This window comes from Bacillus alkalisoli, from assembly GCF_002797415.1.
GTDB lineage: Bacteria > Bacillota > Bacilli > Bacillales > Bacillaceae_I > Bacillus_CD > Bacillus_CD alkalisoli.
The window spans coordinates 3,558,059-3,573,336 of sequence record NZ_KZ454944.1 but is presented as its reverse complement, the minus strand read 5'-3'; the positions used below and the strand labels follow the sequence as shown (position 1 = coordinate 3,573,336).

15 protein-coding genes are annotated in these 15,278 nt (G+C 34.0%); 10 read left to right on the top strand and 5 right to left on the bottom strand.

Going from position 1 to position 15,278, the window contains the following annotated elements; genetic code table 11:
• Positions 1 to 18: 18 nt before the first annotated feature.
• The 6 genes from CDZ89_RS17795 to CDZ89_RS17775 all read left to right on the top strand — a co-directional run bounded on the left by CDZ89_RS17795 (position 19) and on the right by CDZ89_RS17775 (position 5,684).
• Entirely contained in the window at positions 19 to 690 is a 672-nt protein-coding gene (locus CDZ89_RS17795; protein WP_100334143.1) for an ABC transporter ATP-binding protein, read from the top strand.
• Positions 687 to 3,242 (top strand): ABC transporter permease family protein, encoded by a 2,556-nt coding sequence (locus CDZ89_RS17790; RefSeq protein ID WP_100334142.1) that lies wholly within the window; start codon positions 687 to 689, stop codon positions 3,240 to 3,242. Before CDZ89_RS17795 ends, CDZ89_RS17790 begins: the two co-directional genes overlap by 4 nt.
• A 644-nt stretch (positions 3,243 to 3,886) precedes the next feature.
• Positions 3,887 to 4,291 carry a hypothetical protein gene (locus CDZ89_RS17785; RefSeq protein ID WP_100334141.1) on the top strand — a complete coding sequence of 135 codons (405 nt, stop codon included), beginning with the start codon at positions 3,887 to 3,889 and terminating at the stop codon, positions 4,289 to 4,291.
• 117 nt (positions 4,292 to 4,408) lie between these two features.
• Positions 4,409 to 4,558: a hypothetical protein gene (locus CDZ89_RS19805; RefSeq protein WP_157842785.1), complete on the top strand. Its 150-nt coding sequence runs from the start codon at positions 4,409 to 4,411 to the stop codon at positions 4,556 to 4,558.
• Positions 4,559 to 4,614: 56 nt separating this feature from the next.
• Positions 4,615 to 5,106 carry a GNAT family N-acetyltransferase gene (locus CDZ89_RS17780; RefSeq protein WP_100334140.1) on the top strand — a complete coding sequence of 164 codons (492 nt, stop codon included), beginning with the start codon at positions 4,615 to 4,617 and terminating at the stop codon, positions 5,104 to 5,106.
• Positions 5,107 to 5,147: 41 nt separating this feature from the next.
• Complete coding sequence (locus CDZ89_RS17775) at positions 5,148 to 5,684, top strand: hypothetical protein (RefSeq protein ID WP_100334139.1); 537 nt, start codon at positions 5,148 to 5,150, stop codon at positions 5,682 to 5,684.
• An 819-nt stretch (positions 5,685 to 6,503) separates the two neighbouring features.
• Here CDZ89_RS17775 and CDZ89_RS17765 read toward each other — a convergent pair.
• Positions 6,504 to 6,941, bottom strand: coding sequence for a hypothetical protein (locus tag CDZ89_RS17765; RefSeq protein WP_100334137.1), 438 nt, complete (start codon positions 6,939 to 6,941; stop codon positions 6,504 to 6,506).
• 137 nt (positions 6,942 to 7,078) lie between these two features.
• On the opposite strand from CDZ89_RS17765, the gene CDZ89_RS17760 reads away from it, so the two are divergent.
• The gene (locus CDZ89_RS17760; RefSeq protein ID WP_198508258.1) at positions 7,079 to 7,267 is read left to right on the top strand and encodes an Ada metal-binding domain-containing protein; all 189 of its coding nucleotides are present in this window, start codon (positions 7,079 to 7,081) and stop codon (positions 7,265 to 7,267) included.
• Between the two features lie 268 nt (positions 7,268 to 7,535).
• Here CDZ89_RS17760 and CDZ89_RS17755 read toward each other — a convergent pair whose 3' ends face one another.
• Positions 7,536 to 8,615, bottom strand: a complete 1,080-nt coding sequence (locus CDZ89_RS17755) for a metallophosphoesterase (RefSeq protein WP_100334136.1) — start codon at positions 8,613 to 8,615, stop codon at positions 7,536 to 7,538.
• Positions 8,616 to 9,311: 696 nt separating this feature from the next.
• Entirely contained in the window at positions 9,312 to 10,061 is a 750-nt protein-coding gene (locus CDZ89_RS17750; RefSeq protein WP_227521551.1) for a potassium channel family protein, read from the bottom strand.
• Positions 10,062 to 10,422: 361 nt separating this feature from the next.
• Here CDZ89_RS17750 and CDZ89_RS17745 point away from each other — a divergent pair, with 361 nt between their 5' ends.
• On the top strand, positions 10,423 to 10,695 hold the full coding sequence (locus tag CDZ89_RS17745; RefSeq protein ID WP_096155717.1) for a hypothetical protein: 273 nt from the start codon (positions 10,423 to 10,425) through the stop codon (positions 10,693 to 10,695).
• Positions 10,696 to 10,881: 186 nt separating this feature from the next.
• A complete protein-coding gene (locus CDZ89_RS17740) occupies positions 10,882 to 11,385 on the top strand; it encodes a GNAT family N-acetyltransferase (RefSeq protein WP_096155716.1) in 504 nt (167 codons plus the stop codon).
• Between the two features lie 494 nt (positions 11,386 to 11,879).
• Here CDZ89_RS17740 and CDZ89_RS17735 read toward each other — a convergent pair whose 3' ends face one another.
• The gene (locus CDZ89_RS17735) at positions 11,880 to 12,740 is read right to left on the bottom strand and encodes a cation diffusion facilitator family transporter (RefSeq protein ID WP_100334135.1); all 861 of its coding nucleotides are present in this window, start codon (positions 12,738 to 12,740) and stop codon (positions 11,880 to 11,882) included.
• Positions 12,741 to 12,980: 240 nt separating this feature from the next.
• Here CDZ89_RS17735 and CDZ89_RS17730 point away from each other — a divergent pair, with 240 nt between their 5' ends.
• Positions 12,981 to 13,409 carry an ABC transporter permease family protein gene (locus CDZ89_RS17730; RefSeq protein ID WP_100334134.1) on the top strand — a complete coding sequence of 143 codons (429 nt, stop codon included), beginning with the start codon at positions 12,981 to 12,983 and terminating at the stop codon, positions 13,407 to 13,409.
• Between the two features lie 276 nt (positions 13,410 to 13,685).
• Here the strand turns inward: CDZ89_RS17730 and CDZ89_RS17725 are convergent, their stop codons facing one another.
• Positions 13,686 to 15,074: a reverse transcriptase domain-containing protein gene (locus tag CDZ89_RS17725; RefSeq protein ID WP_100334133.1), complete on the bottom strand. Its 1,389-nt coding sequence runs from the start codon at positions 15,072 to 15,074 to the stop codon at positions 13,686 to 13,688.
• Positions 15,075 to 15,278 lie beyond the last annotated feature (204 nt).

Sequence of the window (15,278 nt, the reverse complement as noted above, 5' to 3'; positions counted from 1 at the left end):
CCAATGGGGGATGGAAGAATGATTACAGTGACAGATTTAAATCACGGTTACTTTATGGGAAACAATTACATTCCGGTGTTAGAAAGTATTTCTTTCACGATTAGAAAGGGAGAATGGACAAGTATTCTTGGAGCATCTGGCACTGGGAAATCTACCTTATTAAATTGTTTAGGAGGATTGGATATTCCTAAAAATGGCAGTGTTCATATCAATGGTGTATTAACGGGGGAAAGTACACCAGCCCAATTGCAAAAGTTAAGAAGAGAAAAAATTGGGTTCGTCTTCCAAGATTTTCGTCTGCTTCCACAATATAATGTTCTAGACAATGTGTGTTTTCCATTACTACCTTATAAAAAGCACAAAGCTATTCTGGAACGAGCTAACGATTTGTTACAAGAAGTAGGTATGTCGCATCGGCTAAAACACCTGCCAAGTGAATTATCGGGAGGGGAAAAGCAAAGAGTAGCAATAGCGAGAGCTTTAATTAATAATCCGGCTATTTTAATTTGTGACGAGCCTACAGGAAATCTTGATATAGAAAATAGGGATCGAATAATGGATGTTTTTTCGAGCATCCATAAACTTGGTCATACCTTAATTGTCGCAACCCATGATAAAGAAATTGCAAAAAAAGGGGATAAACAGCTTTTCCTTCAAAATAGACAGCTAGCATTGGATGTTGTTGTATGATAAAAGTATTGCTCAAATCAATGATCCATCAAAAAAATATTATGGTTTCCTTTATGATTGGTGTAGTTTTAATTACGACGATTATACCTCTATCTATTACAACACTCAAAGAAACAATGGTGAAGATTGAGGATGATATTACGAAGTATGCTAGAGGAAGTTACGATATATTAGTACGGCCTGCAGGTGCCCGTACTTTAGTGGAAACAGAGCTCGGAATTGTGGAAGAAAATTACTTATCCTATGGAAATGGTGGCATTTCTTTAGATGAGTGGGAAATCATTAAGGGAATGGAAGATATCGAAATAGCTGCCCCTGTATCCTCCCTCGGTTATTTTACTGGTGAAAGCAAATCCTTTGCTACATGGATGCCTACCCAATCTAGTAGAGTTTCTGCCACATTTTTCACGTGGGATGGTGTGAATGAATATGTAATCAACGAAGAAGAGTCTAATGTTGGTACATTAATTGAACAAGAAGAAATCCCGTTACATACCCCTCCGTTCTTTGCGTTTTCTAGTGGAAATGCAAGGTTTAGTGATGAGGCACCACCTACTTTCTTGTTGCCGAATACATTTCATTTGTTAGTTGGAATAGATCCGATAAGTGAGGAGGAGTTAACAGGTATAGCATTCGCTAGTTTACTAGATGACTTAGATAGCGCTCAAAAGCAATTTTATGAGTTTGCTGGTGAGACTCCGATCATTAATGTGATGAACCTTACCGATCCACAAGTGCCGCTCGGAGCAGAATTAGAGTGGGAGACTTTAGACATAACGAAGGTACAAACAGAGGAATGGAAAAAAGAATTAGGATTAGCAGAAGGTGAATCATTTTATACACTTGAATATGAAAAAATAGAAAAGATGCATCAAATGCTTCTGCAATACCCTCACCTAGATGAAAGCACATTTAAAAAATATTTTAATGATGAAGTAAAGCCGTTTCAATATAAAACATTTCAACTTAACGAAGACCTATCTATTAATGATGATTACGATAACTATCATGGCGATAAAGGGAACGTTACCTTCTATTCTATTTCACCCATTCATTATGAACTCACTCAAAGTAATCTATATGTAACAAAAAAAGGTAACGAAAATGGAGTGCCAGTTTATAGAGAAATAAATAAATCTGGAGGGACTTTCGCTGAACTTGGTTACGAGATTCCATTTGTGTTTCATCCAACTGGAGAATACACCATAAAAGAATTTGAAGCCGACTTATCTTCCAGTCCATTAGGTATCTATCAATTAGCGCCAGTTGAGCTTATTAAAGATTCTAATGGTACGGAAGTGGCACCTCCGAAAGAGCTAACTTCAACCATTTATCCTGGAAGCTTTGTCTCTTCACCTGCTCACGGAGTCATCACTTTACAAGATGCACAACTCATTAAAGGGGACCAACCTATTGACGCGATAAGGGTTAGGATTGCGGGGATAATAGAATATAATAAGGCAGCAAAAGTAAAAATAGAAGAAGTTGCCACACGCTTGCTGGAACTTGGTTTCGAAGTGGACGTTGTTGCTGGTTCTTCCTATAAAGAGGTACCCGTTATGGTGGAGGGGGTTGGTACCGTCATCCAACCGTGGACTACGTTAGGAGCAGCAGCTTCTATTAGTGAAAACTGGAGCGGAACGACGATTCTATTAATGATTCTGTTCTCCATAACTGCGTTCATTTACTTAGTTAACAGAATTAATTTCTACTTATTAATGAAAAAAGAAGAAATAGCTCTATTACATCAATTTGGTTGGGATAGCAAAAAAGTAAAACAACTTTTATTTACAGAGTTAAGTATTTTACTTGTTTTATCCTATATTGTTTCAAATAGTATCTTGGTTTTTCTATTAGAAACTAGCAGACAAGTCATTTTTTATCATTTATTATTAACGGTTCTTTGTTATGTTCTTATTGTTTTCCTAACAGTTAGAAATACGAGGGACCATACGACAGAGCCAATTCGTACTAGCAATCTGATCAAGAACACTCTGAAGGGAAAAATATTACCTTTTCCACTTAAGAGTATTCTATACTTTCAATCACTTTTAGTTTCAACGTTTATCCAATTTGCATTAGTAAGTACACTATCAATCTTTGTCTATCTGTCTCTTCAAACTACGATGGAGCAAACAACGACAACCTATCTTGGTAAATATGTATATTTTCAAATTAGTCACTTTCACTATCTAATTATTATAAGTGTATTCATTTTTGCTCTCATTTCGTTAGTTGATTCTTTAAGTACATTGACAGTGTTTAGAAAAGATGAGGTGAAATTGTTATCAACCATTGGTTGGAATGATCGTAAAATAGTAAGTAGTTGGAGTAGAGAAGTAGCCATATGGTCAGGTATAGCAATAATTTTTGGACATATAATGGGAGTAATTTTATTTACACTGGTATTCAATTTTACTATTCATCATTTATTAATTTCATTCGTATCTAGTGTGTCCTTTTTTAGCTTTACGATGGTATTTTCAATATTGTACTTAAGATTATTGATGAATAATAGGGTAAGAAGGGTGAAGTATGCTAGATGTGAGTAAAATGAAGGTGTAGGTACGATCCGGCCATAGGACTAGTATCCAAATTACTGTAAAACTTTAACGCAATAGGAGTTAGGTTATTTTTATATAATTTGGTACAAGTGGAGGTAGTGAAGATGTCTTTAACTTTAGTCTTGGTGTTTAAAATGACAGGGTAAACTATTAGGAAGTATATAAAAACGTGATTAGTTAAATTAGGGACGGGGTTACATTTCTCATTCTTCTCAAATGAGAAATGTAACCCCGTCCTCGTTCGTCTAACTCGGTAACCACATCTTAGTTAAATCTAAATTACCCCAAAGTTCACATTTTTGGTAGTGTATACGGAGTAATAATGATACTAGGACTTGGTACACTATCACTAGAAGGATTTTAAACTGGTATGCTCGCTAAAGTTTATGGTGATTCTAATATATTGTGTACTGGGCACTTTTACAGTAATTTCTACCATTAAATGCTATTGGGACATAGTAAAAGGTGAGGTTTACCCTAAAGGCTCCCATTCCTTATAAAACTCCTATCTAGCAAAAATGTAATATTATTATAGGAATTTAGCGGTACGTTATTACTAATTTATGGTATTGTTTTTGTAGTTATTATAATCATTTTAATATTTTACAGTAGAGAAAGTCGGAGGGGATTTAGTGAGAAAACTAGTATGCATCATATTCTTTGTAGTGCCTTTATTTGTAGCATGTCAAACGGTTCAAGAAGACCCTGTAATAAAAATAAGTAATTTTAACATTGATCATACAATTACAGAAATAGAGGTAGTAGATTGGTTAAGTAATGAACATGTTGCTATAGTCACGGACCAAGATTTTATTAATGATCTAATAAAAGAACTATCTTCTTCTGATAATCGTTCCACAAAAGCGGTAGAGCTAGGAAATCCTGATTATAAATTATTTTTTATTAGTAATGGAGAACTAGTGTATGAATTAGGTTATTTTAATGATTCCGTAACATCAGGTGTTATTAGTCGTTATTGGGATTATCAAAAAGATGGTTTATATGAAGTAATCCACCAATTACCAATAGAAGATTAATTTAATTAATAAAATAATGTTGAGAGAAGTTAATGTAGTTGCTTGTAGCGCAATGAAACATCTCGCAACTAGGAATCAAATATTCAGAAAACTTTACTAGTAAAGGGGAAGAGAAACTTGAAAAAAATTTTATTCTTAGCTGTTTTTATTAGTGCTATGTTAGGTTTTTCAATTAGTAGTGTTGCGCACAACACAGATGTCTATGCAGGATATTGGAAAAAGTCAGGAACAAATCCGCCATCTAAAACATTACCTAAAACTTGTTAATAGGTGCCGAGGATAGCAATGGAAAGTTTCTTATAGAAAGCTAAGGAGTGGAAAATATGAACATCCGTAATGCAAAAGCAACGGAAATAACATTCATTCGTGAACAGCGTTTAGAAGCTTATAAAGAATATGCAAAAAAACTACCAGAAGCCCATTGGAAATTATTAAAAAGATCCATCCTCTCCGAAACTGATATGCAAGATGGCGTCGAAATAATAGTTGCAGAAATGGATGGAAAATTAGTAGGAAGTGTAGTTTTATTTCCTCCAAATTTGAAAGCTTATGAAGGATATGGAGATGCTCTCGAACACTCAGAGCTACGAATGCTTGCCGTAGCACCATCTTTACGAGGAAAAGGAGTAGCTTCCGTTTTAGTGGCAGAATGTATTAACCGAACAGGATGGAAAGGCTTATTTTCCATTGGCCTACATACTGGAGAGTTCATGGGAAACGCCATAAAGCTATATGAAAAATTCGAGTTTGTTCGAGTACCGGAGCATGATTTTGAACCTGCCAATGATGGGATTGTTGTGAAGGCTTTTCGCTAAGATTTGGTATAAGATTGGAACAGTAAATGGAGGTGTGTAAGGTGAAAAGATATAAAAAAATCCTTTTTATTGGATTGATATGTACCATTATTTCAATCGGTTATTATTATAATTTTAGCTTATCTTCTTTTTTGCATGATTATGGCTTCTCAACTAAGAATATTATACATAGTGAAGAAATCACACAAAATGATGGACCATTAGTAAAAGTATTATTGTTAACTGATGGAGAAAATTTAGGTGTTCTAACTGCTAAAAGGAATAAATTATGGATGTGGAGTAATTTTGCAACAGGAACATATTTATCTAGTCCAAGTTCCCATGAATACGCCTCTGCAATTGTTGTGACTAATAATGATTTACCATTTGGGGAAAAACCATTATTCGACTATCACATATTTGTTGCAACCTTTTTGGAAGATAAATCAGCTATTTCTATACCTTCACCTGATGATTTCTCTTTACAAGTTCAATCTTTCGAAATAAAAGGTAAAACTTTGCTTTATGCTCAAGCTAAAAACAGTAAAGAAAAACCCGAATTAACATCTAATGATGTTATCAAACTATTTAATAATTAAATAAGAAGAATTATGTTTCGAAAAAAGATTCGAGAAAATTGTTTAGTTGCGCAATAATTAAGACCTGAAAACATTATATGAATAAAGTTCATTTTCCTTATCCCTTAAATCATTCGCTTTCCCAATAGTGGACAGAGGGACATTCATTGTCCAAATAAATACTGGAAGCAAACTAAAACTGTAAGTATTTTCCTGGACATTAAACCTGTCCCATTGTCTATTAGACTCCCAGTTCGTTAAAAAATTAGCGTAGCGGGGGTCTGGCACTATACTCCACAAGAAAATATTGGTAATTATTAGTGACTGGTTACTAAAAAGTATCCTTTTAAAATAAAGCTACCCTTAATTCAAAAGGACTCTAAAAAGCAGAGGCTAACCGTTTTTCTATAAATAATTAGCACTGAACCTGTCCTGTTGCCCATGTTATCTATAATTTTCACTTTGCTTACTAAATAGAAAACTAACCACGTTTATTAACAACCCTGAAATTATTATGAAAGTAGAATAGAGCGTATAACCAGGATCAGGATTTTCTGTGACAGCATAATATATTAATAGAGAGCAACCAGAGATAGTAATACTAACACCTAGTATTGAAGATATTAGTTTGTTTCTTCCCTTAATTAGTATAAGTAAGGTAACAACAATAACTAGTAACAGAATGCTAGTCAACAGAAAATTTATATGCATTTTCTACTCCACCTTTTCAAATTAGAATCTTAGATCTGCTCCATATACACATGACCTATTCTTAAAAAAATAGTAATTTTTACAAAGGACTCCCCTTGTCTAGAAAAGAGAGTCCTTCTTTTTAATACATTAGTTATTACTAAAACTATAAATGAACCTTGGAGCAACAAAGTACCTGTTTTGATAATCTAGTTGGACTGTTTCCACTTTCTCTTGCCCCTCAAAAGCCCATGTTATGACTAATTCATAGTTTTCCCCCTTTACAGGCGGTTCCCCTAAAGACGCAAAGGAGTATTTTTCTGTAGATGCCATATCAATTACTGCATTTTCCACGAGGTTTGTGATTGTTTGTCCATTCTTCTTAAATTCATATTTTGTAATAATTCCACTCTTTTTCTCCCAGGTAAAATCACCTCTCCATATGTCTTTTGCCGACTGTTCAGAAACGTATGATGCAGACCATTCTTCCGTTTCACCAGCTAGGTAACCCGGCTGCGCATAGGAGTAAATTACAAAACCATACACTAATAATAAAACTACTAATGAGCCAAATACTACTTTTTTCATAGCAACCACCTTTTCTTAATATTACGAAAATTTATCTTACTAGTAATATACCATTTTTGTTAATAATTGCATATTAGGAAGTGGAGTGTTTAACTTAGTAAAAAAAGCTTTATGGAGAATGAAGGTGGAGGTTATTAATGAATGATATAAAAATCGAACTGAAGAACGATATGCTGAATAACTCAAACTTTAAATATAAAGAGGTAATTTATACGGCAGTAAAAACGACTGATATATATTGTCTTCCTTCCTGTACTGCAAAAAAACCGAAACAAGAAAATGTTGAGTTTTTTAATACATGTGTTGAAGCGGAGGCTCCCAAATAAGGGCCAGCTCTCCACACACACGAAAACTTTTAGTGACGGAGGGTCTGGCCCATATTTATATCAGAATATATATTTTTAAACAAACGTTTGATTAAAGAAAGTGAAGAACAGCTAAGTATAAGTGGTCTATACGTTTGGAGGTGAATTTAACATTTTAAGTAGTTATATCGGAAAAATTATTTGCGATTTTTAAAGAAGACCTCGCCGCAAATGAACTAGCAGAGGCATCAAAAAGTTTCCTCAGAATGATTCCCCGTCCAGCGTAAAACTAATTCACAAACCGTACATTTATCTCCATCACTTCTGATCTACTTCCAATTCGGAATGGTGGTCCCCATATTCCGAAACCAGAAGATACAATCGTGTGAAGTTGGTCTACTTGTAAAAGTCCATGATGATTTTCATACATAGCGTTCGTAATGAAATTGGCTGGAAATAGCTGGCCTTTATGTGTGTGGCCAGATACCATTAAATCGACTCCGGCAGCGCTTATTTCACTAAACTCTCTTGGCTGGTGATCAATTAAAAAAATTGGTTTAGTAGGATCTAGCTCATTAGTAAGTTCGTGAATGCTTGCGCGTACACGGTCTGAGTAATCTTTTCTCCCAACAACATAAAAGAGGTCGTCAATACTAGTAATCTCATCTACTAAAACTTCAATATTAATTTGGTTCATTTCTTTTATGAAAATAGGAATATCATTCCCGTAATATTCATGATTGCCTAGTACCGCATACACTCCCATTGGTGCGGTTAATCCGGACATGATTTCACTTAAGTTATGTTTGTAGTAAGGTTCAATACTATTATCTATAACGTCGCCAGCTAGGAAAATGATATCTGGTCCTACTTCATTGGAGAGGTTGATTAAACGATTAATAGATTTAGGACCAATCGTTTCGTTTATATGGATGTCTGATACTAATAAAATTTTCAGTTCATCTAATTCAGATTCTTTCTCGATTTCAATGTCATATGTGACAACGACAGGGCTCCACATGTTGTAGGAACCATAAGTGAAAATAAATAAATAAAAAGCAATGGCGGAAAAACCGAACCATTTAATGCCTCTTTTTTTATTTAGAAAATAAATTAAATTTAATAAAGGGAAAAGTAGTAAACTATAGCCGAACATTACTAGCCAGATGTAACCAACCCATCGGAAACCTGGAATGGTGAACATTTCAGTTAAGAAAAAGGAAAAAGAAATGACAAACATTACGAGAAAATATGTTTTCTTAAACCGAAAGTTAAAGGATCTCTTCAACCAAACCCAGCCATTATAGGCTACATAAAAATTGAGTGCCAAATAGATTAATAGAAAGGAAAAAAATATTAATAATTGCATAATCAAAACTCCTATACGTGGACAAAGGTAAAGGATCCTCTGCCACTACTTATTATGTTTTTTTAAAAAGGCAAATTCAGAAAGACCTAACGCTAAAAATAATAAAAACCTGTCCCCGTACATGTCCACTAAAGTTTGAACGGTTCGTCATTTTTCTGCATTGTATTGCATCTCGTCCATTTCATCATACGTTAAGCCTATGAAACACTAACTTAAGTATATCCTTCTAGGAAGGAAAATGTATAATTATAGGCTTCTAATTCACATAGTTTTTTCTTTACTGGCTCAAAATGCATGAAATAGTGAAACTGGATCTATTTGAGGTCCGAGGTCCGTAGTAAAAGAACGGAGGAAAGAGAAGGGTGGCAAAATATACGAACTGTCACCAAATGGAAAGCAAAAGAGATTTAGAGAGTTGTATTTATAAAGAGTGGAAAAAGTGTGCTAATTGCGGGACAAACCGCTAGTGGGCCAGTCCCCAGTTTAGTAAAACTTTAACGTACTGTGAGCCTGTCCCGAATATATATCAGTATATATTTTTTTAAACAAACGTTTGATTAAAGAAAATGTCGAATAGCTAAGTATAAGTCGTCTATACGCTTGAAGGTGAATTTAACATTTTAAATAGTAATTTTAGAAAAATAATTGGAGATTTTCGTGTGCAGTCCTTGCCACAAGTGAGCCAAGATAATCTATCTAGGAAGACTTCTTATAAGTATTTAAAACAACTATCATCCTATCAATCTCTTCCTCACTTAGATCCTCAATTCGATCAAGCTGTGTCTTAAGGTAAGTAACGGTTGTATCTTCTTCTTTTTCTGTATTTTTTAGAAAATAAGTAGCTACCGAGCTAGTTACTAGTCCTAGCAATCCAATACCAAATACCATCAAGAACACAGCAATAAGTCTTCCAACTATCGTTTCCGGCGAAATGTCACCATAACCAACAGTTGTTGCTGTTACAATTGCCCACCATACTGCGTCAGTGTAAGTAGTGATGGAAGGTTCAAGGTATCGAATCGGTATTGAGGTTGTAAAGATTACGAGAACCAAGAAGATTAATACTTTATCAAGACTATTTGTCTTTAAGATTCCGTTAAGGTGGCCAGTGTAATGTTTGAAGATTACTAGAGTTCTAGCTAACCTAACTAAACGTGCTAACCTTGCAAGACGGAAAATGCTGTCTAATGGAATAATAGCTATGATATCTAGTGGGTTTTTCTTTAAGTATTGGATCTTGTTTTTTGAAGTGAAAAAACGATAGCTCACATCTAGTACAAAAATAAGCCAAATTACTTTGTCCACGATTTTAACTAGATTTGTCTCGTTAAATAGAAAAATGACCGATACAAGAGCAAGAATGGCCATAAAAACTTCATAACCAATTTTCACTCGCTTTATGAAATTAGCAGAAAAGTTGAACCTAGTATTACGAACTAAATCCACTTTGTTTCCCCCTACAAACCAGTTTCATTTTTCAACATAAAACATTATATAACATTTAATTACAAAAACAACTAACATATATTGCATATTAAAACTTATATTTCGTTGTTAATGCTAAATTTATCCTTTACAATTATAGGTAACAACTAACCGAAATAGGTGAGCCCTAATGATTGTTTACGAAGCTACTAAACTAGAGTTTCTATCAGATATATTAGAAGTCAAGTTAGTTTAAGGAGTATTATGACCAGCAATTTAGAGCAAGTTTCTAAACTTCAGTCATATAGTTTTACTATAAAAATGAATACCAATATTTATTAGGTCCAGGGATTTTTTCCTGTATCGATTTTGGGGTGATACATTGAAAACAGAAGAATTGCTTCTACGATTCGTACCTTTTTTTGTGATAATTGTTTCAGTTATTCAATATGTATGGTTGAAATTGACATACGAGACGGAAAATCAGTCTCTGTATATTGGCGCACTGATTATATTGAATATCGGACTTAGTGTACTAATTATCTTACCGAAACAAAAAAAGGAAAAGAAATATAAAGAGCGAGAAAGAGTTGTCTTAATTGCGTGCATCATTCTAGCAGTCTTAATTCCTATTATTTATTTGCTATCATTTTGATTGAGAGTGGATAATCTTGCCTAATTGTATGTTTTAAGATTCTATACCATAATACTCAATTTCTAACAGAGATAATAATTATAGAAGTAGGATCTCGTTCAGTTTTTCAACATTACCTAAAACTTGTTAATAGGTGCCGAGGATAGCAATGGAAAGTTTCTTATAGAAAGCTAAGGAGTGGAAAATATGAACATCCGTAATGCAAAAGCAACGGAAATAACATTCATTCGTGAACAGCGTTTAGAAGCTTATAAAGAATATGCAAAAAAACTACCAGAAGCCCATTGGAAATTATTAAAAAGATCCATCCTCTCCGAAACTGATATGCAAGATGGCGTCGAAATAATCGTTGCAGAAATGGATGGAGAATTAGTAGGAAGTGTAGTTTTATATCCTCCAAATTTGAAAGCTTATGAAGGATTCGGAGATACTCTCGAACACTCAGAGATACGAATGCTTGCCGTAGCACCATCTGTACGAGGAAAAGGAGTAGCTTCCGTTTTAGTGACAGAATGTATTAACCGAACAAAATGGAAAGGCTTATTTTCCATTGGGTTACATACTGGAGAGTTCATGGGAAACGCCATAAAGCTATATGAAAAATTCGGATTTGTTCGAGTACCGGAGCATGATTTTGAACCTGCCAATGATGGGATTATTGTGAAGGCTTTTCGCTTAGATTTGGTATAAGATTGGAACAGTAAAGGTAGAATACGCCTCTGCAATTGTTGTAACTAATAACGATTTACCATTTGGGGAAAAACCATTATTCGACTATCACATTTTTGTTGCAACCTTTTTGGAAGATAGATCAGCTATTTCTATACCTTCACCTGACGATTTCTCTTTACACGTTCAATTTTTCGAAATAAAAGGTAAAACTTTGCTTTACGCTCAAGCTAAAAACAGTAAAGAAAAACCTGAATTAACATCTAATGATGTTATCAAACTATTTAATAATTAAACAAGAAAAATTAAGCTTCGAAAAAGATTCGAGAAAATTGTTTAGTTGCAATAATTAAGACCTGAAAACATTATATGAATAAAGTTCATTTTCCTTATCCCTTAAATCATTCGCTTTCCCAATAGTGAACAGAGGGACATTCATTGTCCAAATAAATACTAGAAGCAAACTAAAACTGTAAGTATTTTCCTGGATAATAAACCTGTCCCCTTGTCCACTGCTAAAATGGTTCGATATGAATATGAGCTTGTTTAATATTATGTAGACTATATAATCGCGCTTCAATTTCTTCTGATATATCATGGCTTTCACTAACGGTAAGGGAGGGGTCAACGAAGATAGTGGCATCAACTAGAGGTTGATTACCAGATAATCTTCCTTTTATTTCTTTAACGAATTTCACTCCAGGTGTCGTGCTAATGGTATCCTCAATCTTATTTAACTCATTAGCTTCAAACCCATCTGTTAGTTCATAAATCGTATCTTTAAGAATGCCCCAAGCAGTAAAGCAAATAATAATGCCGACAATGGCAGCCGTTACCGGATCAAGCCATACAATCCCAAAATACGCACCAGTAATACCTACTACTGTTCCTAAACTAACGAGCGCATCTGCACGATTATCCTGTGCGGCTGAATATAACGCCTTACTACCAATTTGTTTGGACAGTTTTTTATTAAACCGGTAAACAAAGAACATGATTACCGCACTAAAAAGACCAATAAAAGCGGCAAGTATATTTGGTTTAGTCGATATAGGGTTGAAGAATAGTTGGACGGAGGTAATAACAACTTGTAAACCTACGGTAAAAATAATGATTCCAGCAAGCAAGGATGCAATCGTCTCAGCTCTTGAATGTCCATATTTATGGTTTTCATCAGCAGGTTTTTGCGCAATTTTAAGCCCAATTAAAACAGCAACGGAAGCTACCACATCAGTTAAATTATTTAAACCATCAGCTCTTAATGCACTCGACTCCCCTGTATAACCAACCACTAGCTTCACCGACGCCAAGAAAATGTAGGTTCCTATACTAATCCATGCTCCCTTTTCACCTTTTTTAAGATCTTTATTAACCATTCCGATGTACTCCCTTTCCGTATGATGGGCCTCAACATATCCCCAAAGCTTAAATTTCCCTATAAAAAAGAAATTAATTCCAAGTTTCTTGATTCTTTAGTGAACGCGGAGACGGATATGTTGTTCACGGGTAGAGGTTAAAGCATTTACAAATACGGCGAAAAGTGGGGCCAGTCCCCCAGTTCAGTAAAACTTAACGTACTGGGGGTCTGGCCGCATTTTCTGTCTCTTCAAACTACGATGGAGCAAACAACGACAACCTATCTTGGCAGTCATGTATATTTCCAAATAAGTCACTTTCATTACCTAATTATCATAAGTGTATTCATTTTTGCTGTCATTTCGTTAGTTGATTCTTTAAGTACATTAACAGTGTTTCGAAAAGATGAAGTAAAACTATTATCAACCATTGGATGGGATAATCGTAAAATAGTAAGTATTTGGAGTAGGGAAGTAGCCATTTGGTCATGTATTGCCATAGTTTTTGGTCATTTAATTGGAGTTGTGTTATTTTCACTAGTTTTCAGTTTTACTCTCAATCATGTATTCATCTCATTCGTATCAGGTGTATCATTCTTCATTTTTACGATTATATTTTCAATATTGTACTTAAGAGTTTTAATGAATAATAGGGTAAACCGAAAAGTAAAGTATGCTAAAAGTGAATAATAATGATGCTATGATGGTGCCAGGCACGACCCAAATATATCTTGTTTCACGGAACAAGAAAAGGTTTCTTCTAAATTAAGTTTTTTAGAAGAAACCTTTTTATTATAAGTAATCGACCTAATTGAATTTTTCCTCATTTTTATCTTTATATGAATTAATGATTGTTACGACTCTTTCCAACTCGGCATTAGTTAATTCATCGATTCTTTCAATTTGCCCTTTAAGATAAGTAATCGTTAGTGGACAAGAATACAGCACCCCATACTCTTGGCGCTGCTATTTTTCTAATATCTGATGTATCCTACCCCAATGTCGTTTCACTTGTTTCCGAATGAGACTTTTGGTTGTTAATTTTGACATTATCTCATGGGCCCTGTACGCGTAACTTATAAAGTTACCTCTATTTTTATAATTGAAACCAAGATGGGTATAAATTTTATATAATTCTTTTCTAGGGCTTTTTCTTTTGGTTGCCAAACCAACAAGTCGCATGCTAGAAGCTTTTCTGTATGCACGACTAAAGTACTTAAAAAGGCTTTTTTCTCTAAGCCGTACAAGATGTCCGTCAGTAACAAATCCTAGGTAATCTAATGTACTTTTCTTACCGACCTCATTATAGATCTTTTCATTTGAGTATATACGGATTTCTGTTTTTTCCTCTTGTATCTTTAAACCAGATGAATGATATTTATGAATTATTTTATAGACATCGTTCTTCATATTATCTAATAATTCTGGATAAATGTTTTCGGTTGGTATTACTAATATCATATCATCACAATACCTTCGATAAAGTGAATTTTTACTCTCTGCCCAATCCTTAATCTCTTTATCAAAATTGATTAAATGAACATTAGAACAAACGGCACTCATACCAGATCCTTGTGGAATACCATAAGGTTTTTTATTCTTATAAAGATGTTTCTTTTTAAACTCCCTGAATTCACGGGGTTTCATTATTTTAGTAAGATTCCTAGTACTTAAGAGTTCTTTTAGTAGTTTTACTCCATATTGATCTTTTAAAAATTTGTCTATATCGGACCTATGTACAAAAGTAAACTGCGTAAGATTTTTATAAACTTTATACCAATCGTTTGAAAGTTTATCAACACCGAGAACGGTTTTAATATTTTTCTTAAGTTCGACATGATTAATATTGTCGAAAAATTTAGTGAAATCAATAGAAATCACTATTGCTTGATCTTGAGAAAATAGAAAATTGAATACTTCATATGTAAAATCAACATTATTTTTTCCGGATTTATTATTTCGATAAGCAAGTGCCACTTCATCTATGCCGTAATCCTTTACATAATTGTTATAGGCTTGATTTAGTAGGTCTCCATAATATTTATATATAAATCTATCCTTGTGAGCAGCATAGAAAATTTGACGTACCTTTTTCTTCTTTTCTTTTCTCAGACTTAGGGATAGCTTTTTATCCTTAGAAATCGTTACGTATTTATTAAAGATAATATTGAAATGAATTGAGGGTAGAAAAGAATGTCCTGAAACCCAATCTGGGTCTTGAATGTGCTTTTTAAGGTGATTTATATGTACTGGAGAGTCAAAATGTAAGTAATGCTTTAATTCATATTTTGACCAATCGATCTCAGAAGAGCTAGGGAGGTTATGTAATTGTTGTGGTCTATTACTCTGTTTCATAACAGAAAACCTCCTAGCATACGTTTTTGGGATTCAATAGAAGTTTGAATGGCCCGTTGACCACTGGTTCATAAAACAATTCAATTATAATATAACTAAGGAGTTGATTATAACTGTGATAAGTTTAGTAGACCTCTCAGAGGTGCAAATGTTAATTACACTCATTGTAGCAGTCTGGTTAATTGTACAAGTTCTGAAGTTGAT

Excerpts from the sequence above, each read along its gene's own strand:
- CDZ89_RS17730 (WP_100334134.1), top strand. The coding sequence starts at position 12,981 with ATGGAGCAAACAACGACAACCTATCTTGGCAGTCATGTATATTTCCAA.
- CDZ89_RS17725 (WP_100334133.1), bottom strand. The coding sequence starts at position 15,074 with ATGAAACAGAGTAATAGACCACAACAATTACATAACCTCCCTAGCTCT.
- CDZ89_RS17795 (WP_100334143.1), top strand. The coding sequence starts at position 19 with ATGATTACAGTGACAGATTTAAATCACGGTTACTTTATGGGAAACAAT.
- CDZ89_RS17780 (WP_100334140.1), top strand. The coding sequence starts at position 4,615 with ATGAACATCCGTAATGCAAAAGCAACGGAAATAACATTCATTCGTGAA.
- CDZ89_RS17735 (WP_100334135.1), bottom strand. The coding sequence starts at position 12,740 with ATGGTTAATAAAGATCTTAAAAAAGGTGAAAAGGGAGCATGGATTAGT.
- CDZ89_RS17790 (WP_100334142.1), top strand. The coding sequence starts at position 687 with ATGATAAAAGTATTGCTCAAATCAATGATCCATCAAAAAAATATTATG.
- CDZ89_RS17755 (WP_100334136.1), bottom strand. The coding sequence starts at position 8,615 with ATGCAATTATTAATATTTTTTTCCTTTCTATTAATCTATTTGGCACTC.
- CDZ89_RS17760 (WP_198508258.1), top strand. The coding sequence starts at position 7,079 with ATGAATGATATAAAAATCGAACTGAAGAACGATATGCTGAATAACTCA.
- CDZ89_RS17740 (WP_096155716.1), top strand. The coding sequence starts at position 10,882 with ATGAACATCCGTAATGCAAAAGCAACGGAAATAACATTCATTCGTGAA.
- CDZ89_RS17765 (WP_100334137.1), bottom strand. The coding sequence starts at position 6,941 with ATGAAAAAAGTAGTATTTGGCTCATTAGTAGTTTTATTATTAGTGTAT.